We start from the raw sequence: 20,963 nt of genomic DNA on the forward strand, positions 1-20,963 counted from the left end.
AGAGCGGAACAACCGGTCGGAATAAGACCCGTTGTTCACAGCGTCCTCGCTGTGTATTTCAAAAGGAACCGCGTCCCGACCGAACGGCCGGAGACGGGGTATCAACATATCTGGCGTTGACTTTTGGCACGCTGTTGAGTTCTCAAGGAACGGACGCTTCCTTCGGTCCCGTATCACCGGGGCCCTCCGGGCGCTTCCCTTCGTCTTTACTTCTTTGTCTTGCTGTCCTGCGTTTCCGACTCTATCAGACTCTTTCGTGTCCGATTCCCGGTCGAAGCGGGCCGTACAGTTTCGCTTTCCAGGTTCTTCGCTTTCGCGTTTTCCCTTTCCGGCGAGTCCGACTCTATCAGATCCTTTCGGGCCTGATTCCCAGTCAGCGGGGCTTGTCTTCCCGGCTGTTGGGCCGTTCCGACGAGTGAGACTTTAGCGGAGTCCTGGGCCCCGACGCTAATCGGGGGCGTCCCTTCGAACGCGGATTCCTCATTTCGCGCAGGCACACGAAAAGGCATGCGACGTGAAGTCGCGTGTCTTCTCGTGGTTACTGCGGAAAGGCTGTCCGGGGACCGACCGGGGTCGGCGCTCACGTCGGACAACTCGGAGCACACTACGGACCTGCCGGGGGCGTGTCAACCCCCGGCCGGAGCCGTGGGTCAGCCGTTGCCGGAGGCCAGTTCGCGGCTGCGGTCGCGGGCTGCCTCCAGCGCGGCGATGAGGGCCGCCCGCACCCCGTGGTTCTCCAGCTCGCGGATCGCGCTGATCGTGGTGCCGGCCGGACTGGTGACGGCCTCGCGGAGCTTGACCGGGTGTTCGCCGCTGTCCCGGAGCATGACGGCGGCGCCGATGGCGGCCTGGACGATGAGGTCGTGGGCCTGGGCGCGGGGCAGGCCGAGCAGGATGCCCGCGTCGGTCATGGCCTCGACCAGGAAGTAGAAGTAGGCGGGGCCGGAGCCGGAGAGGGCGGTGGCCGCGTCCTGCTGGGACTCCGGGACGCGCAGGGTCTTGCCGACGCCGCCGAAGATCTCCTCGGCGGTGGCGAGGTGCGCGCCGGTGGCGTGACTGCCCGCCGAGATGACGGACATCCCCTCGTCGACGAGGACCGGGGTGTTGGGCATGACCCGGACGACCGGGGTGTCCGGGGTGAGCCGCTCCTCGATGAACGTGGTGGTGATGCCCGCGGCCGCGCTGATGACCAGACGGTCGGCGGTGACGTGCGGGGCGAGTTCGTCGAGGAGCTTGCCCATGTCCTGCGGCTTGACCGCGAGGATGAGGATGTCGGCGTTCTTGGCCGCCTCCGCGTTGGTGACGGACTCGACCCCGTACCGCGTGTGCAGTTCCTGGGCCCGGTCGCTGCGGCGGGTGGTCACCAGGATGTCGGCCGGTCGCCAGCCCGCCCGGATCATGCCGCTGAGCAGAGCCTCGCCGATCTTGCCGGTGCCGAGGACTGCGACTGTCTGGGTCATGTGTTCACCTTCCGGGCGGTGCTGGGCCGTGCGGTGCTGTGGGCCGGTCTGTTGCTGCTGCCCGTCATCCTCGCATCGGGGCTCTCACGGCGTACGGCGGCGGAGGGTGATCGCGCCGACGCAGAGGACCAGCAGGGCACTGCCCGCGACCACGGAGATGTCGCGGACGAAGTCGCCGGTGATGTCGGGGTGCTGGAGGACCTGGTTCATGCCGTCGACGGCGTACGACATGGGCAGGACGTTCGAGATCGCCTCCAGGACCGGGTGCATCGCCTCGCGCGGGGTGAACAGGCCGCACAGCAGGAGCTGGGGGAAGATCACCGCCGGCATGAACTGGACCGCCTGGAACTCGGAGGCGGCGAACGCGGAGACGAACAGGCCGAGCGCGGTTCCGAGCAGGGCGTCGAGCAGGGCCACCAGGAGCAGCAGCCAGGGGGACCCGACGACGTCCAGGCCCAGCAGCCAGACGGAGACGGCCGTGGCGAGGGCCGACTGGACGACCGCGACCGCGCCGAACGCGAGGGCGTACCCGGCGATCAGGCCGCCTTTGCCGAGCGGGAGGGCGAGGAGGCGTTCCAGGGTGCCCGTGGTGCGTTCGCGCAGGGTGGCGATCGAGGTCACCAGGAACATCGTGATCAGCGGGAAGATCCCGAGGAGCGAGGCTCCGGTCGCGTCGAAGGTGCCGGGTGCGCCGTCGAAGACGTAACGGAGCAGGGTGATCAGCAGGACCGGGACGATCACCAGGAGCGCGATCGTGCGGGGGTCGTGGGTCAGCTGGCGCAGGACGCGGCCCGCGGTGGCGGTCATCGGGGGGCCTCCTCGGTGGTGAGGGGTGCGGCGGTCTTGCCGGTCGGATGCTCTTCGGTCGGGTCTTCGTCGGTCGCGCGATCTCCGGGTCGGTCCGTGTCGGCCCGGTCCGTGTCCACGAGGTGGAGGAACGCCTCCTCGACCGTGGCCGTGCCGGTGCGGTGGCGCAGCGCGTCGGGGGTGTCCTCGGCGAGGATCCGGCCGTCGCGCATCAGGAGCAGGCGGTGGCAGCGTTCGGCCTCGTCCATGACGTGGGACGAGATGAGGATCGTGGTGCCGCGGCCGGCCAGGCGGTGGAAGAGGTTCCAGAGGTCCCGGCGGAGTACGGGGTCGAGCCCGACGGTCGGTTCGTCCAGGACCAGCAGGTCCGGGGTGCCGAGCAGGGCGACGGCCAGCGAGACGCGGCTGCGCTGGCCACCGGAGAGCGCGCCGGCGAGGGCGTCGGCGCGGGTGGTCAGGTCGACGTCGTCGATGGCGCGGGTGACGGCCTCGCGGCGGGCGTCCCGGTGGGCGCGGCCGGGGTGCAGGACGGCGGCGAAGTAGTCGAGGTTCTGCCGGACGGTGAGGTCGGTGTAGACGGAGGGCGCCTGGGTGACGTAGCCGATGCGGGGACGCAGGGCCGGGTCTCCGGCGGGGTGGCCGAGGACGTCGAGGACGCCGGTGACCTTGGCCTGGGTACCGACCACCGCCCGCATGAGGGTGGTTTTGCCGCAGCCCGAGGGGCCGAGGAGGCCGGTGATGGAGCCGGAGGGGACGGTGAAGTCGAGGGCGCGCAGGACGGTGCGGGTGCCTCGGACGACGGTGAGGTCGCGGGCCGCGATCGCCGAGGTCGGTGGTGGGGGTGCGTCCGGGGACGGGTGTGCCGTGGGGGCGGTCGGTGCCGCCCCGGGTTCGTAATTCATCATGTGATGAATTATTCGCGCGACAGGGCTGCCCGTCAAGAAGGAGGGGGACGGAAGCGGCCCGGCCCGCCGACGTGTGTCGGCAGGCCGGGTCGTGTGCGCGGTGCGCGGGGCTTCGGGCGCCTCAGCCGCGCTTCGGGCGCTTGCGGCCGGCGGCCTTGCGGGCCGCCGGGTTGCCGGTACGGGTCGAGCGGCGCTTCTCGAACTGGGCGCGGGCCTTCTCGTACTCGGTGCGGCGCAGCTTCTCGCCCGGGGCCTCGGTGAGCGAGCGGACGAAGTAGGCGAGGAGCGAGCCGATGAAGCCGATGGACTTGAGGCCGCGCAGGGCGTCCTCGCGGGACGGGTCCCCGGGGCGGGCGCCGAAGCCCTCCCAGGTCTTGCGGAACGCGATGGCGCTGCAGATCGAGAACATCGCGATGACCAGCACCCCGACGAACCCTCCGACCTCCGCGATCTCCAGTCCCTCGTAGGCGAAGCGCAGGACGAAGCAGGCGGCGACCGCGGCGGCCAGGGAGCCGACGGCGACGCCGGCGCGGCGGAGCCCGTAACCGCCGTCGTGGTCGACCCACGTCGTGCCGAAGAAGCGGATCGGCTCGGGCTGCGGCCCCGGGGCCGTGGCCGTGGGGGGCGGGGTGCCGGGGGCTGCGCTGTTCTCGCTCACGGGGTCGATTATCCCCCGCCGCCCCCGGCACCCCGGGTGGTGCCGTCAGTCGCAGCGCGGTGCGATGTAGCCGTCACGCCCCGTGTAGACGTACACGTCCGCGACGAACTGGCCGTTGGCGATGTTGTCCCAGAGGTTCGACGTGCCGTACGGGCCGGTGACCCGCTCCCCCGGCTTCTGGCAGTAGATCGGGATCTTCTGCCCGTACGGCAGGGTCCGGACGATGCGATAGCTGGTGCCCGGTCCGGTGCGGACGTTGACCCGGTAGCCCGGGGCGATCGGGTAGCGGGTGCCGGACGCGGTGGTCTCCACCGTGAGTTCCTCGGCCGCCGCCGGTTCCTGCGTGTGCTCTTCAACGCCCATGTGGGCCTCCCCCGTTGAGATGTCCCGTACGCGCCGGTGCGTACGACGCGCAGGCTAGCAAGCGCCGTGCCTCTCGCACGCACCATCGACTAGGCTCCGTGCGTCGCATGCGCACGAACACACGGGGGTGGGCGATGCCGCCGCTGCGAGAGCCCGGAGCGCATCCGGAAGCGGAGTTTCCGCAGTACGCCGGCGCCTACCGTCTCGAAGCCTGTCTCGGCTCGGGCGGCATGGGGGTCGTGCATCTGGCGCGCTCGGCCTCGGGGATGCAGCTCGCGGTGAAGGTCGTGCACGCGCCGTATGCGGCGGACCCCGAGTTCAGGGCGCGCTTCCGGCAGGAGGTGGCGGCCGCTCGGCGGGTGAGCGGGGCGTTCACCGCGCCCGTCGTCGACGCCGATCCGGCGGCCGACCGGCCCTGGATGGCGACCCTCTACGTGCCCGGGCCCACGCTCGCCGAGCAGGTGAAGCGGAACGGCCCGATGGCCCCCGCCGCGCTGCGCAGGCTGACCGCGGGGCTGGCCGAGGCGTTGCGGGACATCCACCGGGCGGGCGTGATCCACCGCGACCTCAAGCCGAGCAACGTGCTGCTGACCGACGGGGGCCCCAAGGTCATCGACTTCGGGATCTCGCGGCCGTACGACAGTGATCTGCGCACCGAGACCGGCAAGCTGATCGGGTCGCCGCCCTATATGGCTCCCGAGCAGTTCCAGCGGCCGCGCGAGGTGGGGCCGCCGGTCGACGTGTTCGCGCTGGGGGCCGTGATCGTCCACGCGGCGACGGGCCGGGGACCGTTCGACTCGGACAGCCCGTACATCGTGGCGTACCAGGTGGTGCACGATCAGCCGGATCTGGGCGGGGTGCCCGAGGAGCTGGCCCCGCTGGTCGCCCGGTGCCTGGCGAAGGACCCGGCCGAGCGGCCGACGCCGGACGAGGTGATGGCGGCGCTGGGGCCTCCGTCGTACGAGGCCGAGGCGTTCGTACCGGCGCAGCGGCGGCGGGCGGTGGTCGCGGCGGCGGTGCCGGCCGTGCCGGACGGGGAGCGGGACGGTTCGGAGGAGGACACGCATGTGCGGGCCGCGCCGCCGGTCCGCCGCCGGTGGCTGCCGCGCGCCCGGCTGGTCGTGGCGGCGGCGGTGCTTCTGCTGGTGGCGGGCGCGGGGGCGTATGCGGTGTGGGGCGGCGGCGGAGGCCGTACGGGGACGAGCCCTCCCGGACCGGAAGCGGAAGCGGAAGCGGGCAAGCCGAAGGCCGGGGGTGCCGTCGCTCCTTGGCGTACCGAGCTGCGGACCTCCGGGAGCGGCACGCCCGTCTGTGCCGGAGCCGGGGGCGGGGGCGCGTTGTACTGCTCGGTGGCCGGGACCGGCACGGTGAGGATCGACCCGGCGGACGGGCGCGTGGTGTGGACGGCCCGGTCCTCCTCGGACGGGAGCGCCCATGCTCCGATCGTCTCGGGGGCGGTCGTGCTGGCCGGCGGCCCGGACGGGAAGCTGCGCGCGCTCGACCCGGTGAAGGGGACCGCCGTCCGGGACACCTCGCTGTCCGCGGGCCCCGGGGCGGCGTTCCCGGCGGGCGACACCCTGCTGGCCGTCGCGGACGACGGGACGGTGACGGCGCTGGACGGGGCGAGCGGGGCGTCCCGCTGGAAGAAGCCGCTGGCGGGGCATGTGCGGCCGGACTTCGCGCTGTACGACGGTGGGTCCGGGCTCGCCTACGCCTTCGAGCACGCGCCCTCGGGTGCGTCGACCCTCGTCACGGCGGTGGACGCGGGGAGCGGGCGGGCGTCCTGGCAGCGGCGGCTGGACGGGGTGCTGACGCCGGTCTCCACGGCCGGGGCCGGGGAGCTGGTGCTGACGGCGATGGACGAGAACTCGGACACCGCCGCGCTGGTCCGGTACGCCCCCGCGTCCGGGGTAGCCGCCCGGATCGCGCTGCCCTTCACCCTGGACGGGCCGCAGGTGGTCATGGCCGGGGATGTCGCGTACCTGCTGGGGCGGGGCGGTTCGCTGCTGGCCGTCGACACGGGGGCGGACGGCGGTGCGGGGGCGGAGCTGTGGCGGCTGGAAACGGGGGTCGGCCGGGCGTCCGCTCCGGTGCTCGGGGAGGGCGGGCACCTGTACTTCTCCGCGGCGGACGGGCGGTTGCTGGCGGTCGACACGGGGCGGGGGGCGCTGGTGGGGCAGACCCGGGCCCGGCTGAGCGGGGGGAAGCTGACGTATGCGTCGGATCTGCCCGCGCCGGTGGTGGCGGGGCGGATGGTAGTGGGGGCGGCGCCGGACGGGTCGGTGTTCGCGGTGGACGGGGCGGAGCCGGGGGGCTGGTGAGGCCGCGCGGGTGTTCCCGGGGCTCTGCCCCGGGCCCCGCTCCTCAATCGCCGGGGGGCTTGAATGGGTTGCCCGGAGCCGCGGCATGGGGCGGCCCCTCCGCTGACAGCACCAGCGGAGGGGCCGGAATGTTCACCGGAGCGGCTGGTGAAGCCGGTCCGCCGTCGGGTCCCCGGGGCTCTGCCCCGGACCCCGCTCCTCAATCGCCGGAGGGGCTTGAATGTGCCCGGGCGGCAAGGGCGTCAGCCGAGCTTCGAGATGTCGCGGACCGCGCCCCGGTCCGCGCTCGTCGCCATCGCCGCGTAGGCGCGCAGCGCCGCCGAGACCTTGCGGTCGCGGTTCTTCGGGGCGTACACGCCGTTCAGCGCCTCACGGCGGGTGGCCAGTTCGGCGTCGTCGACGAGCAGCTCGATCGAGCGGTTCGGGATGTCGATGCGGATCCGGTCGCCGTCCTCGACGAGCGCGATCGTGCCGCCGGAGGCCGCCTCGGGCGAGGCGTGGCCGATGGAGAGGCCCGACGTACCGCCGGAGAAGCGGCCGTCGGTGACCAGGGCGCAGACCTTGCCCAGGCCCCGGCCCTTGAGGAAGGAGGTGGGGTAGAGCATCTCCTGCATCCCGGGGCCGCCGCGCGGGCCCTCGTAACGGATGACGACGACGTCGCCCGGCTGGATCTCCTTGCGGAGGATCTTGTCGACGGCCTCGTCCTGCGATTCGCAGACGACGGCGGGGCCCTCGAAGGTCCAGATCGACTCGTCGACTCCGGCCGTCTTCACGACGCAGCCGTCCTCGGCGAGGTTGCCCTTGAGGACGGCGAGGCCGCCGTCCTCGGAGTAGGCGTGCTCGACGTCGCGGATGCAGCCGCCCGCCGCGTCCAGGTCGAGGGTGTCCCACCGCTCGGACTGGGAGAACGCGGTCGCGGAACGGACGCAGCCGGGGGCGGCGTGCCACAGCTCGACGGCCTCGGGGGACGGGGAGCCGCCGCGGACGTCCCAGTCCTTCAGCCACTCGGCGAGGGTGTCGGAGTGCACCGAATGGACGTCCTCGTTGAGGAGGCCGCCGCGGTGGAGTTCGCCGAGGAGGGCGGGGATGCCGCCGGCGCGGTGGACGTCCTCCATGTAGTACGTGCCGCCGGGGGCGACGTTGGGGGCGACCTTGGCGAGGCACGGGACGCGGCGCGAGACCTCGTTGATGTCTTCGAGGTCGTAGGCCAGCTCGGCCTCCTGGGCGGCGGCCAGCAGGTGCAGGATCGTGTTGGTCGAGCCGCCCATGGCGATGTCCAGCGCCATCGCGTTGTCGAACGCGGCGCGGGTGCCGATGGAGCGCGGCAGGACCGTGGCGTCGTCCTGCTCGTAGTAGCGCTTGGTGATCTCGACGACCGTGCGGCCGGCCTCCTCGTACAGCGCCTTGCGGGCGGTGTGGGTGGCGAGGACGGAGCCGTTGCCGGGGAGGGAGAGGCCGAGGGCCTCGGTCAGGCAGTTCATCGAGTTGGCGGTGAACATCCCGGAACAGCTGCCGCAGGTGGGGCAGGCGTTCTCCTCGATGCGGAGGATGTCCTCGTCGGAGATGGACTCGTCGACCGCGTCGCTGATCGCGTTGACGAGGTCGAGTTTTCGCACGGTCCCGTCGACGAGGGTGGCTTTGCCGGCCTCCATCGGGCCGCCGGAGACGAAGACGGTCGGGATGTTGAGGCGCATCGCGGCGTTCAGCATGCCCGGGGTGATCTTGTCGCAGTTGGAGATGCAGATCAGGGCGTCCGCGCAGTGCGCCTCGACCATGTACTCCACGGAGTCGGCGATCAGGTCGCGGGAGGGCAGGCTGTAGAGCATGCCGCCGTGGCCCATCGCGATGCCGTCGTCCACGGCGATGGTGTTGAACTCGCGCGGGACCGCGCCCGCCGCCTGGATCGCCTCGGAGACGATCCGGCCGACCGGGGCGAGGTGGGTGTGGCCGGGGACGAACTCGGTGAACGAGTTGGCGACGGCGATGATCGGCTTGCCGATGTCCGCGCTCGCTACGCCCGACGCGCGCATAAGGGCGCGCGCGCCCGCCATGTTGCGTCCGTGGGTGACCGTGCGGGACCTCAGCTGGGGCATCGTCGCTCGCTCCTTCGGCAGGGGACCTGCCTCCGACAGTTGAAGAAAAGGCTGTCTTCGAGCGTACGCCCCGGATCCAAGATCTGGACAGCCTGTCCGGATTGCGGGACGCGGTGGTCGCTGGGTGGTCACCCCGCTCCGCCGCTTCAGCCCTCGCCCAAGTATCTCTGGAGCGTGGGCGCCACCATCGCGACGATGTCCTCCGGGTCCGCGGAGGCGAGCGGCTCGGCGCGGACCACGTAGCGCAGCATCGCGATGCCGAGCATGTGCGAGGCGGCCAGCTCGGCGCGGAGGGTCGGGTCCGGTACGTCCAGCTCGGCCGCGATCCGCTCCAGCAGCCGGCGCAGCACGAAGTCGCGCAGGACGTTCGCGGCCGCCTCGTGGGTGACCGCCGAGCGCAGGATCGCCAGCAGGGGCGTACGGGTGCCGGGGTCCTCCCACACGGAGAGGAAGAAGCGCGCCAGCCGCTCCCCCAGGCCGTCCGGATCGCCGCCGAGCACGGCCGGGAGGACCAGGGCGGGTTCGAAGGTGACCTCGACGGCCGCCGCGAAGACCTCGTCCTTCGTACCGAAGTAGTGGTGGACGAGGGCCGCGTCGACCCCGGCGGCCTTGGCGATGCCCCGGATCGACGTCTTGTCGTAGCCGCGCTCGGCGAACTCCGTACGCGCTGCCTCCAGGATGCGCGTACGGGCGTCGGGGCCCTCGGACGCGGCCTTGCGGGAGGGGCGGCCCCGGCGGCGCGGGGCGGGAGCGCCGTCGGTCGCGGGGGTCGGTTCGGGGTGCTCGGTCACAGGCGGAGGTCCGGCTCCTCGGTCACGGGCGGTGGATCTTCGGCGACGGGTCGTGGGCGGCGGCGGAGGTGGCCAGGTGGAGGCGGGTGAAGGCCAGCGCCTCCGCGAGATCGGCCTCGCGTTCGGCGGAGGACATCGCGCGCCGGGTATTGACCTCGATGACGACATGGCCCTCGAAGCCCGTCCGGGCCAGGCGCTCCAGCAGCTCCGCGCACGGCTGGTCGCCCCGGCCGGGCACCAGGTGCTCGTCCTTGGCCGAGCCCTTGCCGTCGGCGAGGTGGACGTGCGCGAGCCGGTCGCCCATCCGGTTCACCATGGCGAGGGCCTCGGTGCGGGCGGTCGCGGTGTGCGAGAGGTCGACCGTGAAGTGCCGGTAGTCGTCGTTGGTGACGTCCCAGTCGGGGGCGTACGCGAGCATCTCGCGGTCCCGGTAGCGCCAGGGGTACATGTTCTCGACGGCGAACCGGACGTCCGTCTCGCCGGCCATCCGCCAGATCCCGGTCACGAAGTCGCGGGCGTAGTTGCGCTGCCACCGGAACGGCGGGTGCACCACGACGGTGGAGGCGCCGAGCTTCTCGGCGGCGGCCTTCGCCCGCTGGAGCTTGACCCAGGGGTCGGTGGACCAGACGCGCTGGGTGATCAGGAGGCAGGGGGCGTGGACCGCGAGGATCGGCACCCGGTGGTAGTCGGAGAGCCGGCGCAGGGCATCGATGTCCTGGCTGACGGGGTCGGTCCAGACCATGACCTCGACGCCGTCGTACCCCAGGCGCGCGGCGATCTCGAAGGCCGTCGCGGTGGACTCGGGGTAGACCGAGGCCGTTGACAGGGCGACCTTCGCATCGGGGATGCGCACCACTGGTTCTGCCACCTGGACAGCGTACGGGCAGTGATGCGCCACTCCGAGTGGTCCTGGCCGAAAGTGATCAGGGCCATGGGCCCGTGACCGTACGTCACCGAAGCGGCGCTTCCCGTACGGTCCCGCGCCTCACCCGGGCAGGGCGGCCCGTTCCGTCGGGAGGTGGTCGAGGCGGCGCAGGATGACGCCCTCGCGCAGGGCCCAGGGACAGATCTCCAGCTCCTCGACGCCGAACAGGTCCATCGCCCCCTCGGCCACCAGCGCCCCGGCGAGCAGCTGGGCGGCCCGGCCCTCGGAGACCCCGGGGAGCCGGCCGCGCTCCTCGACGGTCATCGCCGCCAGCTTGGGCACCCAGTCCTCCAGCGCCTTGCGGCTCAGCGAGCGCTGGACGTACAGGCCCTCGGTGGAGCGGGCGGCTCCGGCGATCCGGGCGAGCTGCTTGAAGGTCTTGGAGGTGGCGACGACGTGGTCCGGGCGGCCGGCCCGGGCGAACTCGCCGACCGTCCGCGCGATGCTGGCCCGGACGTGCCGGCGCAGCGCCCTGACCTGCTCGGGGTCGGCCGGGTCGTCCGGCAGCCAGGCGCCGGTGAGGCGGCCCGCGCCGAGCGGCAGGGAGACGGCGGTGTCGGGCTCCTCGTCGATGCCGAAGGCGATCTCCAGGGAGCCGCCGCCGATGTCCAGGACCAGCAGCTTCCCCGCGGACCAGCCGAACCAGCGGCGGGCGGCCAGGAAGGTGAGCCGGGCCTCCTCCTCGCCGCTGAGGACGGCCAGGTCGACGCCGGTCTCGATCCGGACCCGTTCCAGCACCTGGTCCGCGTTGGTGGCCTCGCGCACCGCGGAGGTGGCGAACGGCAGCACGTCCTCGCACCCCTTGTCCTCGGCCGCCTGGACGGCGCCGGCGATCGTCGCGACGAGCCGGTCGATGCCGAGGGGGCCGATCGCGCCGGTCTCGTCGAGCAGTTCGGCGAGCCGGAGCTCGGCCTTGTGCGAGTGCGCGGGCAGCGGGCGGGCACCGGGGTGGGCGTCTACCACCAGCAGGTGAACCGTGTTCGATCCCACGTCGAGGACTCCGAGTCTCATAGGGGAACGCTACTGCGCCATGGGACTTACGCTGTCCGCGTGCCAAAGACGAAAAAGGCTAAGCAGGACAAAGCCACGAAGAAGCCGAAGTCGAACAAGCAGGCGTCACAGCCGGAGGCGAACGGACCGGAACCGTCCGACGAGAAGGGCATCGACTTCGCCCGTGCCTGGGTGGAGTTCCCCGACCCGGCCGACGACGAACAGGTCTTCCGCTGCGATCTGACCTGGCTGACGTCACGTTGGACCTGCATCTTCGGCAGCGGCTGCCAGGGCATCCAGGCGGGCCGCGCCGACGACGGCTGCTGCACGCTGGGCGCGCACTTCTCCGACGAGGACGACGAGAAGCGGGTCGCCGAGAACGTGGCACGGCTCACCCCCGAGCTGTGGCAGTTCCACGACGTCGGTACGGAGACAGGCTGGGTCGGCGTCGATGAGGACGGCGAGCGCCAGACGCGCCGCTGGGAGGGCTCCTGCATCTTCCAGAACCGGCCGGGGTTCCCCGCCGGGGCGGGCTGCTCGCTGCACATCCTGGCGCTGCGGGAGGGCAAGGAGCCCTTGGAGACCAAGCCGGACGTGTGCTGGCAGCTGCCGGTGCGGCGGACGTACGACTGGATCGACCGGCCCGACGACACCCGGGTGCTCCAGGTGACGATCGGGGAGTACGACCGCCGGGGCTGGGGCCCGGGCGGCCACGACCTGCACTGGTGGTGCACCTCGGCCACCTCGGCGCACGGGGCCGGTGACCCGGTGTACGTGTCCTACCGCCCGGAGCTGATCGAGCTGATGGGCAAGGAGGGCTACGACCGGCTGGTCGAGCTCTGCGAGGAGCGGCTGTCGTCGCTGCTGCCGATGGCTCCGCACCCGGCGGATCCGCCGCTGCCCGCCGCGAAGAAGAAGCGCTGACCGTCCGGGGTCCGAGGGCTGACGCCCCCGGACCCCGTCGTCTGCCCTCAGCCCGTCCTCCGTCCTCAGCCTGTCGGGGCCGGGTCGGTCGTGGGCGGGTCCGTGGGGCTCGGGTCGGTCGGGTCCGGTGTCGGCTCGGGCGGGTCCGTGGGGTCGGGCGGATCGGTCGGGTCCGGCGGGTCCGTGGGGTCGGTCGGGCCCGGCCCGGGGTCGGTGGGACCGGGGTCGGTCGGGCCCGGGTCCGTGGGGCCGGGGTCGGTGGGGCCGGGGTCGGTGGGGCCGGGATCTGTCGGCCCGGGGTCGGTGGGGCCCGGGTCCGTGGGGCGGGGCGATCCCGTGCCGGGGCGGGTGGGGCGCGGGCCGCCCGTGGTCGGGGCGGTGACCCCGTGGCCGTCGATGAGTACGGCGGAGCCCGAGGGGGTCAGCGAGATCCGGGCCCGCCACGGCCCGGCCGGCTGCGCGTCCCGGATCACCGAGACCGCGATCGTGGTGGACTGCCCGGCAGCGAGCGTGCCCGACGTACGGCTGAGGCGCAACCACGGGGCGTCGGTGGCCGCCGACCAGCCGACCGGTTCCCGGCCGGGGTTGGTCAGCGTGATCGTCGTGACGGCCCCGGAGGTCCGGGCCGTCACGGTCAGCCGGGCGTCGCCGTGCTGCGTGCCGCCGGTGCTGACCACCTCGGCGGTGACGTCCGGGACGCGGGCGCCGAAGCGGTTGCCGGGGCGGCCGTGGCCGGTGTTCTCGGGGTCGTACGGGTCGCCGCTCATCCCGCCGGCGCCGTCCACCTCCGTGGCGGTGACCGAGGTGCCGTCGTGGCCCTCGCCGGTCTGCGGCGCTCCCCGGTACGCGGCCCAGAGGGCGATCACCGGGGCGGCGACCACCGTCGCGACGACCGTCGTCGTCACGACCCGGGCGCGCAGCCGGTCCCGGCGGGCGGCCTGGTCCTTGGGGTCGAGCGGATAGCCGCTCCGGTCGAAGCGCGGGCCCGCGGCGCGGGAGCGGTGGGCCTGGGCCATGGCGACGTACACGGAGGGGCGCGGGGCCTCCACGAGGGGCAGGGCGGCGACCGGGGCCAGGGCCGCTCCGGGCCAGGGGCCCACGGCGTCGGCGCGTTCGGCGGCGCGGCGGCAGCGGGGGCAGTCGTCGACGTGCCGGACGAGCTCGCGGCGCAGGGCGGCGGAGAGCAGCACCTGGTGGTCGCCGGTGAGCCGGGCGACGGTGGGGCAGTCGCCGCCCTCGACGACGGCGAGAGCGGCGCGGGTGCGCTCCACCTCGCAGGCCGCGGCGGCCAGCAGCTCGCGGGCGGTGGCCGCCTCCAGGCCGAGCACGGCGGCTACGGCGCGCGGGGGGAGGCGGTGGCGTACGGCCAGTTCGAGGGCTTCGCGCTGCTCCGGGGTGGTGCCCGCGGCCTCGGGCCAGGCGAGCGTGGCGAGCTCCCGGCGGCGGGCCTCGGCGGCCGGTGACTCGGCGGGGGCGGGGGTGGTGGCGTCCTCGGGGGTGGCGGGGGCGGTGGGCGCGGTACGCGTGGAAGTGGCGGGCGCGGTGTGCTCCGGCGTGCGCCGGTCGGTGCGCGCCCCTTTGCCGGTGTCGGTCGCGGTCCCTTTGCCGGTATCGGTCGCGGTCCCTTTGCCGGTCCCTGTGGTTCCGGTCCCGTCGCGGGTCTCGGATGCCTTGGCCGTACGGGGTGGCTTGACCGGCCCCGGGGGGCGGCGGTGGGCCTGGCGGCCGCGTCTGCGCTCGGTGAGCGCCCGCAGGCAGGTCCACCGGGCCAGGGCGTACAGCCAGGATTTACGTTCCTCCTCGGACGCGGGACCCCGGGCGTCCTGCCGGTCCGCGATCGCCAGGACGGCGCCGAGCGCTTCGGTGGCCGCGTCGTGGTCGCAGAGCACGGAGAGGCAGTACGTGAAGAGGCCGTCGAGATACGGCTCGTAACGTGCGGGCGGTCGCTGTGCCGGGGCGTCGGTTCCTCGGCGGTGCGCCCGGTGTGCGCCGGTGGTGTGCGTCGGGGTCTCCAGCCTGCTGCTCGTCACCCGGCGACCGTAGGCAACGGAGCGCATGCCACAAGTGCCCCCTGAGTACATTTAATCCTTACGGGTGAATGTATCCCTCGAAAGAGTTGTGAAAGCGGACAGAGATCCCGGATTCCGCCCGTAGTGCTCCGGAGTGCTTCCGTGCGCCCTGCGCGCGGTGGGACGATGCGCGCCGACCGCCCGGGCGGCGTTGTCGTACCCCACCTATACGGTGACGCCATGGCTGCCCGTACGAAATCCGCGAAGGACCGGCCGTCCTACCGCTGCACCGAATGCGGCTGGACCACCGCCAAATGGCTCGGCCGTTGCCCCGAGTGCCAGGCGTGGGGGACGGTCGAGGAGTTCGGCGGCGCCCCCGCCGTGCGCACCACCGCGGCGGGCCGGGTCTCCACCGCCGCGCTGCCCATCGGCCAGGTCGACAGCCGTACGGCCACGGCCCGCTCCACCGGCGTCGGCGAGCTGGACCGGGTGCTGGGCGGCGGGCTCGTGCCGGGTGCGGTCGTGCTGCTGGCGGGTGAGCCAGGCGTCGGCAAGTCGACGCTGCTGCTGGACGTGGCGGCCAAGGCGGCGAGCGACGACCACCGCACGCTCTATGTGACCGCCGAGGAGTCCGCGAGCCAGGTCCGGCTGCGGGCCGACCGGATCAAGGCGATCAACGACCACCTCTACCTCGCGGCGGAGACGGACCTGTCGGCGGTGCTCGGGCATCTGGACGCGGTGAAGCCGTCGCTGCTGATCCTGGACTCGGTGCAGACGGTCGCCTCGCCCGAGATCGACGGCGCGCCCGGCGGGATGGCCCAGGTCCGGGAGGTCGCCGGGGCGCTGATCCGCGCGTCCAAGGAGCGCGGGATGGCCACGCTGCTGGTCGGCCATGTGACGAAGGACGGCGCGATCGCCGGGCCCCGGCTGCTGGAGCACCTGGTGGACGTGGTGCTCTCCTTCGAGGGCGACCGGCACGCCCGGCTGCGGCTGGTGCGCGGCGTCAAGAACCGTTACGGGGCGACCGACGAGGTCGGCTGCTTCGAGCTGCACGACGAGGGCATCACGGGTCTCGCCGACCCCTCGGGCCTCTTCCTGACCCGCCGTGACGTCGCCGTGCCGGGCACCTGCCTCACCGTGACGCTGGAGGGCAAGCGGCCCCTGGTCGCCGAGGTGCAGGCGCTCACGGTCGACTCGCAGATCCCCTCGCCCCGGCGCACGACCTCCGGTCTGGAGACCTCCCGGGTCTCGATGATGCTCGCCGTGCTGGAGCAGCGGGGCCGGATCAGCGCGCTCGGCAAGCGGGACATCTACAGCGCGACGGTGGGCGGCGTGAAGCTCACCGAGCCCGCCGCCGACCTGGCGGTCGCGCTCGCGCTGGCCAGCGCGGCCAGTGACACCCCGCTCCCGAAGAACCTGGTCGCGATCGGCGAGGTGGGGCTCGCGGGCGAGGTCAGAAGGGTCACCGGAGTGCAGCGGAGGCTGGCCGAGGCGCACCGTCTGGGCTTCACCCACGCCCTCGTGCCGACCGACCCGGGACGGGTTCCGGCCGGTATGAAGGTCACGGAAGTCGCCGACATGGGCGACGCTCTGCGGGTCCTCCCGCGCCGCTCTCGCCAGGAGGCACCACAGGAGGACAACGCGCGCCGGTAGACTTTGCCCTGGTCTCGCCCGCCCGTGGACACGGCATGGGGGACGCAAGGGCACCGCAAACCTGTGACCGGAGGAGTGCAGTGGCAGCCAACGACCGGGCGACGACGCCCGGAAAGTCCGGCCAAGGCACCGGTAACGAGGCGCTGATGCGCGCCTCGCTGAGCGCGGTCGCGCCCGGTATGGCCCTGCGGGACGGCCTGGAGCGCATTCTCCGCGGCAATACCGGTGGCCTGATCGTGCTGGGCATGGACCGGACCGTCGAGTCGATGTGCACCGGCGGATTCGTGCTGGACGTGGAGTTCACGGCGACGCGCCTGCGCGAGCTGTGCAAGCTCGACGGGGCGCTGATCCTCGACAAGGACATGACCAAGATCCTGCGGGCCGGGGTGCAACTGGTCCCGGACGCCTCGATCCCCACGGAGGAGACGGGCACCCGGCACCGTACGGCGGACCGGGTCTCCAAGGCGTGCGGCTTCCCCGTCGTCTCGGTCTCCCAGTCGATGCGGCTGATCGCGGTGTACGTGGACGGGGAGCGGCGGGTCCTGGAGGAGTCCTCCGCGATCCTGTCCCGGGCCAATCAGGCGCTCGCCACGCTGGAGCGGTACAAGCTCCGCCTCGACGAGGTCGCCGGCACGCTGTCCGCGCTGGAGATCGAGGACCTGGTCACCGTCCGGGACGTGACGGCGGTCGCGCAGCGCCTGGAGATGGTGCGGCGGATCGCGACGGAGATCGCGGAGTACGTGGTCGAGCTCGGCACCGACGGACGGCTGCTCTCCCTCCAGCTGGACGAGCTGATCGCCGGGGTGGAGCCGGAGCGGGAGCTGGTCGTCCGGGACTACGTCCCCGAGCCGACGGCGAAACGGTCGCGCACGGTGGCGGAGGCGCTGACCGAACTGGACTCCCTGAGCCACACGGAGCTGCTGGAGCTGCCGGTAGTGGCGCGGGCGCTGGGCTACAGCGGCTCGCCGGAGACGCTGGACTCGGCGGTGTCCCCGCGGGGCTTCCGGCTGCTGGCGAAGGTGCCGCGGCTGCCGGGGGCGATCATCGAGCGGCTGGTGGAGCACTTCGGGGGGCTGCAGAAGCTTCTTGCCGCGAGTGTGGACGATCTCCAGACGGTGGACGGGGTGGGCGAGGCGCGGGCGCGGAGCGTCCGCGAAGGGCTGTCGCGGCTGGCGGAGTCGTCGATCCTGGAACGCTACGTCTGAGGTCGGGCCGAGCTGTCTGAGCCCGTCCGGCGACTCTCCCAGCCCGTCCGGCGTTTGAGGACGGAACCCTGCGGCCCGGCGGGCGTTGCCTATACGGGTCGGCCGGGACCCATGAGTGCCTCGCTCGTCCGCGTGAGCGGTTCCGTCCTCAAACGCCGGACAGGCTGGTTTTGGGCTCGCCCAGGCCTGTGAGTGCATCGCTCGTCCACGTGGACGGTTCCGTCCTCAAACGCCGGACGGGCTGGAATCGTCGCCCGACCCCGTGGGGCAGCGCCGGACGAGCCTGGGTCGCCGCCGACCCGCGAAAGGGTCAGTCCTTCGCCAGGACGAACGACGCTCGCTGGACCGGCTCGCCCGGGGCCTTCGCCTCCAGGAGGTACGTTCCCGGGCCCGCCTTCCCCGCCGGCGGCGTCGCGCAGCCCGGCGCGGACAGGGTGCGGTTCCAGTCCACCGTGTGGACCACCGTCGCCCCCGCCGGCACCTTCAGGAACAGCGGGCCCGCCGCCGCGGGGCAGTCCTTCGAGGACCAGATCGGGTCGTCGTCCTCGCCCCCCGCCTCCGTCACCGTGAGCACCGCGCTCTTCGGGCCGAAGTCCGCCTTGCACGTGCTCGACGACGTGTTCTTCGCGATCAGCTCGAACTTCGGCTTGTCGTCGGGGCCGTAACTGACCTTCGTCCGCAGGCTCAACTGCACCGCCGCGGGCTTGCACTCGGGGAGCGGGGACCCGGCCGGAACCTGCTGGCCCGCACTGCCGCCGCCGCCCGAACCGCCCGCCGCACCTGACGAGTCGCCAGTGCCCGTATCCGTACCGCCTGTTGACGCTCCGTCGCCCGAACCGCCCGAGGACTCACCCGAGCCGCCCGAACCGCCGGTGCCGCCCTCGTCGTCCGACTCGTCGCGCCCGCCCGGCTGTTGGCTGATCGCGGGACCGGAGCTGCCCGGGCCGGGAGTGATCGACTCGACCGGGTCGGAGCCGCCGGGCTTGGCGTCGTCCCGGCCGCCACCACCGCCGCCGCCGGACGTCACCGCCCAGGCGACCAGCACGGCGAGCAGCGCAACCAGAAGTCCCGCTACCGCCCTTCGGCGCCAGTAGATGCTGGAGGGAAGCGGACCGACCGGATTGCGCATAGATCCCACGGGCCGAACTCTACGAGAGATCCGGACCGAGTCCGGCCCCACCCGCCGCTCCGCTCACAAGTTTTGCCGATCATCATCACGGGAAGCAGGCCGCGAGCCGGTCACAGGGGACAGAACGGGTGGCGTTGTCACCCCCTGGGCCCGCCGCGCGGGCCGACACCCCCCGCGTCCGTGACGCCCGCCCCGCCTTCCGTGCCAGGATCGTCAGTGCCATGACTGCCATGACTTCCACTTCACCCCAGACGCCCCCCGCCGCCGCCTCCCTCCACACCCCCGTCATCGGGTGGTTCGAGCAGCACGCCCGCGATCTGCCCTGGCGCCGCCCCGAAGCGGGCGCCTGGGGCGTGATGGTCAGCGAGTTCATGCTGCAGCAGACCCCGGTGAGCCGGGTCCTCCCGGTGTACGAGCAGTGGCTCGCCCGCTGGCCCCGCCCCGCCGACCTGGCCGCCGAGGCGCCCGGTGAGGCGGTCCGCGCCTGGGGCCGGCTCGGCTACCCGCGCCGCGCGCTGCGGCTGCACGGGGCCGCGCAGGCGATAACGGAACGGCACGGCGGCGATGTGCCGAGCGAGCACGCCCAGCTGCTGGCGCTGCCCGGGATCGGCGAGTACACGGCGGCGGCCGTGGCCTCGTTCGCGTACGGACAGCGGCACGCGGTGCTCGACACGAACGTCCGCCGGGTGTTCGCCCGCGCCGCGACCGGGGTCCAGTACCCGCCGAACGCGACGACGGCCGCCGAGCGCAAGCTCGCCCGGGCGCTGCTGCCGGACGAGGACGAGCGGGCGGCGAAGTGGGCGGCGGCCACGATGGAGCTGGGCGCCCTCGTGTGCACCGCGCGCAACGAGGACTGCGACCGGTGCCCGATCGCCTCGCGGTGTGCCTGGCGGCTGGCCGGGAAGCCCGCGCACGAGGGTCCGCCGCGCAAGGGCCAGACGTACGCCGGTACCGACCGCCAGGTGCGCGGCCGGCTGCTGGCGGTGTTGCGGGACGCGGTGAACCCCGTACCGCAGGCCGCGCTGGACGCGGTGTGGGAGGAGCCGGTGCAGCGGGCCCGGGCGCTGGACGGGCTGGTGGCGGACGGTCTCGTCGAGCCGCTGGCCGACGGCCGGTACCGGCTGCCGATGACCTGATCCCGCCGTCGTTCCGGGGCCCCGGCCCCGCTGTTACACAACCGATGGGCAGCCGTGCACCGGCCTACGGCTGCTCCGCACATCGCCGTGACAACGCCTCCGTAGCGTCTCCGACAGCAGTGAACACGGGGATTCATCGGGGACGGAGGCGGTTGTCATGGCGCAGGGCGAGGTGCTCGCGTTCGAGGACTACGTACGCACACGGCAGGACGCGCTGCTGCGCAGCGCGCGTCGTCTGGTCCCCGACCCCGTCGATGCCCAGGACCTCCTGCAGACCGCCCTGGTGCGCACGTACGGCCGCTGGGACGGCATCGCCGACAAGTCCCTGGCCGACGCCTATCTGCGCCGCGTCATGATCAACACCCGTACGGAGTGGTGGCGGGCGCGCAAGCTCGAAGAGGTCCCGACCGAGCAGCTGCCCGACGCGAGCATCGACGACGGCAGCGAGCAGCGCGCCGACCGCGCCCTGCTGATGGACATCCTGGGGATTCTGGCTCCGAAGCAGCGCAGCGTCGTCGTGCTGCGACACTGGGAGCAGATGAGCACGGAGGAGACGGCCGCGGCGCTCGGCATGTCGGCCGGTACGGTCAAGAGCACGCTGCACCGGGCCCTGGCGCGGCTGCGTCAGGAGCTGGAGAGCCGCGAGCTGGACAGCCGCGAGGCGGTCGCCCGGGAGCACCGGGGCCACCGGGGCGCGGCGCCGGCCGCATCCGTCCGTGTCCCCGCCCAGCGGTCGCCGCTGACGTCGGTGCCGGGGGCGAAGGCACACACACGGGCGCAGCGGAACGGGCGTCACGACGAGCGGGGGATGGAGCGGTGCGCGGCCTGAACGGCAGCAGCAGCGGTGGGGGCGGCGGCCTCGGGGACGGCGACGGGCCGGGGAGACCGGTCCCGAGGCCGCGCTTCCGGGGCGGCATGGCGGCGGGTGGCACGGCCTTGGCCGGACTCGTCGCCTTCGGGCTGTTCAGCGTCGGCTGCTCGACGGGCGGCACCGGCACCCGGGACGAGGGTCCCGCCGGCAGTCAGCCGGTCGCCCAGATCACCCAGCAGCCCAGCCCGTCCGGCACGACCCCGCCCGTGCGGCGGGTCGACGCCGTACGGCTCCTCAAGGGCGACCCCAAGGTGGGCGAGCGGGTCCGGGAGGGGCTCAAGCCGTGCGCGGGCAAGGCCTACCCGGTCGACACCTCCTACGGGTCGGTGACCGGCGGCCGGACCGCCGACGTGGTGGTCAACGTGATGAGCTGCGCCGACTCGGTGAGCGTCGGGACGTATGTGTACCGGGCGGACGACGACGGCTCGTACAAGAACGTCTTCGCGGCCGAGGTCCCCGCCGTCTACGGGACGATCGACCGGGGCGATCTGGTGGTGACGACCCAGGTCTACGGTTCGAAGGATCCGCTGGCGTCCCCGTCCGGCTCGGAAGTGGTCACCTACCGTTGGGCCGGCGACCGCTTCACCGAGCACGACCGGGTGCACAACGACTTCAGCCGGGCCGTCGAGGGCACGGACGGCGATCTGCCCGTGCAGTCGGAACCGGTGGCACCGGATCCGGCGGACGAACCGGCGCAGCCGGGCAGAGACTGAAACCGGGCAG

General features: G+C 73.0%; 18 protein-coding genes. 7 read left to right on the forward strand and 11 right to left on the reverse strand.

The annotated features are described in order from the left end of the window. Positions 1-650 precede the first annotated feature (650 nt). The 5 genes from proC to IE134_RS31065 form a co-directional block, all read right to left on the reverse strand. A complete protein-coding gene (gene proC, locus IE134_RS31045) occupies positions 651-1,460 on the reverse strand; it encodes a pyrroline-5-carboxylate reductase (protein ID WP_010063790.1) in 810 nt (269 codons plus the stop codon). An 84-nt stretch (positions 1,461-1,544) separates the two neighbouring features. Beyond that, positions 1,545-2,267 (reverse strand): ABC transporter permease, encoded by a 723-nt coding sequence (locus tag IE134_RS31050; RefSeq protein WP_098020497.1) that lies wholly within the window; start codon positions 2,265-2,267, stop codon positions 1,545-1,547. Beyond that, positions 2,264-3,172, reverse strand: a complete 909-nt coding sequence (locus IE134_RS31055; RefSeq protein WP_098020496.1) for an ABC transporter ATP-binding protein — start codon at positions 3,170-3,172, stop codon at positions 2,264-2,266. The genes IE134_RS31050 and IE134_RS31055 overlap by 4 nt, the downstream gene beginning before the upstream one ends. A gap of 121 nt (positions 3,173-3,293) precedes the next feature. Then, complete coding sequence (locus tag IE134_RS31060; RefSeq protein WP_189432405.1) at positions 3,294-3,830, reverse strand: hypothetical protein; 537 nt, start codon at positions 3,828-3,830, stop codon at positions 3,294-3,296. 45 nt (positions 3,831-3,875) lie between these two features. After that, positions 3,876-4,193, reverse strand: a complete 318-nt coding sequence (locus IE134_RS31065; protein ID WP_030720836.1) for an SH3 domain-containing protein — start codon at positions 4,191-4,193, stop codon at positions 3,876-3,878. 134 nt (positions 4,194-4,327) lie between these two features. Here IE134_RS31065 and IE134_RS31070 point away from each other — a divergent pair, with 134 nt between their 5' ends. Beyond that, on the forward strand, positions 4,328-6,514 hold the full coding sequence (locus tag IE134_RS31070; RefSeq protein WP_189432436.1) for a serine/threonine-protein kinase: 2,187 nt from the start codon (positions 4,328-4,330) through the stop codon (positions 6,512-6,514). A gap of 242 nt (positions 6,515-6,756) precedes the next feature. On the opposite strand, the gene ilvD is transcribed toward IE134_RS31070, so the two are convergent. The 4 genes from ilvD to IE134_RS31090 all read right to left on the reverse strand — a co-directional run bounded on the left by ilvD (position 6,757) and on the right by IE134_RS31090 (position 11,334). Then, positions 6,757-8,607, reverse strand: a complete 1,851-nt coding sequence (gene ilvD / locus IE134_RS31075; protein ID WP_032788980.1) for a dihydroxy-acid dehydratase — start codon at positions 8,605-8,607, stop codon at positions 6,757-6,759. A gap of 146 nt (positions 8,608-8,753) precedes the next feature. Beyond that, positions 8,754-9,398 carry a TetR/AcrR family transcriptional regulator gene (locus IE134_RS31080; RefSeq protein WP_030720827.1) on the reverse strand — a complete coding sequence of 215 codons (645 nt, stop codon included), beginning with the start codon at positions 9,396-9,398 and terminating at the stop codon, positions 8,754-8,756. Positions 9,399-9,420: 22 nt separating this feature from the next. After that, entirely contained in the window at positions 9,421-10,254 is an 834-nt protein-coding gene (locus IE134_RS31085) for a sugar phosphate isomerase/epimerase family protein (RefSeq protein WP_179892709.1), read from the reverse strand. Positions 10,255-10,383: 129 nt separating this feature from the next. Further along, positions 10,384-11,334: a Ppx/GppA family phosphatase gene (locus tag IE134_RS31090; RefSeq protein ID WP_030720821.1), complete on the reverse strand. Its 951-nt coding sequence runs from the start codon at positions 11,332-11,334 to the stop codon at positions 10,384-10,386. A 39-nt stretch (positions 11,335-11,373) separates the two neighbouring features. Between IE134_RS31090 and IE134_RS31095 the strand changes: the two genes are divergently transcribed. Beyond that, positions 11,374-12,237 (forward strand): DUF3109 family protein, encoded by an 864-nt coding sequence (locus tag IE134_RS31095; protein WP_030720818.1) that lies wholly within the window; start codon positions 11,374-11,376, stop codon positions 12,235-12,237. A 65-nt stretch (positions 12,238-12,302) separates the two neighbouring features. Here IE134_RS31095 and IE134_RS31100 read toward each other — a convergent pair whose 3' ends face one another. Beyond that, on the reverse strand, positions 12,303-14,267 hold the full coding sequence (locus IE134_RS31100; protein WP_444465640.1) for a BACON domain-containing protein: 1,965 nt from the start codon (positions 14,265-14,267) through the stop codon (positions 12,303-12,305). A gap of 219 nt (positions 14,268-14,486) precedes the next feature. Here IE134_RS31100 and radA point away from each other — a divergent pair, with 219 nt between their 5' ends. Beyond that, positions 14,487-15,899, forward strand: coding sequence for a DNA repair protein RadA (gene radA / locus IE134_RS31105; protein ID WP_010063777.1), 1,413 nt, complete (start codon positions 14,487-14,489; stop codon positions 15,897-15,899). An 80-nt stretch (positions 15,900-15,979) separates the two neighbouring features. Further along, on the forward strand, positions 15,980-17,104 hold the full coding sequence (gene disA, locus IE134_RS31110; RefSeq protein ID WP_030720812.1) for a DNA integrity scanning diadenylate cyclase DisA: 1,125 nt from the start codon (positions 15,980-15,982) through the stop codon (positions 17,102-17,104). Positions 17,105-17,414: 310 nt separating this feature from the next. Here disA and IE134_RS31115 read toward each other — a convergent pair whose 3' ends face one another. Next, positions 17,415-18,149 (reverse strand): hypothetical protein, encoded by a 735-nt coding sequence (locus IE134_RS31115; protein ID WP_189432438.1) that lies wholly within the window; start codon positions 18,147-18,149, stop codon positions 17,415-17,417. A gap of 305 nt (positions 18,150-18,454) precedes the next feature. Here IE134_RS31115 and IE134_RS31120 point away from each other — a divergent pair, with 305 nt between their 5' ends. The 3 genes from IE134_RS31120 to IE134_RS31130 all read left to right on the forward strand — a co-directional run bounded on the left by IE134_RS31120 (position 18,455) and on the right by IE134_RS31130 (position 20,953). Then, positions 18,455-19,369 (forward strand): iron-sulfur binding domain-containing protein, encoded by a 915-nt coding sequence (locus IE134_RS31120; RefSeq protein ID WP_030720806.1) that lies wholly within the window; start codon positions 18,455-18,457, stop codon positions 19,367-19,369. A gap of 157 nt (positions 19,370-19,526) precedes the next feature. Further along, positions 19,527-20,198: a SigE family RNA polymerase sigma factor gene (locus IE134_RS31125; protein WP_030720803.1), complete on the forward strand. Its 672-nt coding sequence runs from the start codon at positions 19,527-19,529 to the stop codon at positions 20,196-20,198. Between the two features lie 86 nt (positions 20,199-20,284). Then, positions 20,285-20,953, forward strand: coding sequence for a hypothetical protein (locus IE134_RS31130; RefSeq protein ID WP_030720801.1), 669 nt, complete (start codon positions 20,285-20,287; stop codon positions 20,951-20,953). Positions 20,954-20,963 lie beyond the last annotated feature (10 nt).

This window comes from Streptomyces rubiginosohelvolus, assembly GCF_014649875.1.
GTDB classification, from domain to species: domain Bacteria; phylum Actinomycetota; class Actinomycetes; order Streptomycetales; family Streptomycetaceae; genus Streptomyces; species Streptomyces rubiginosohelvolus.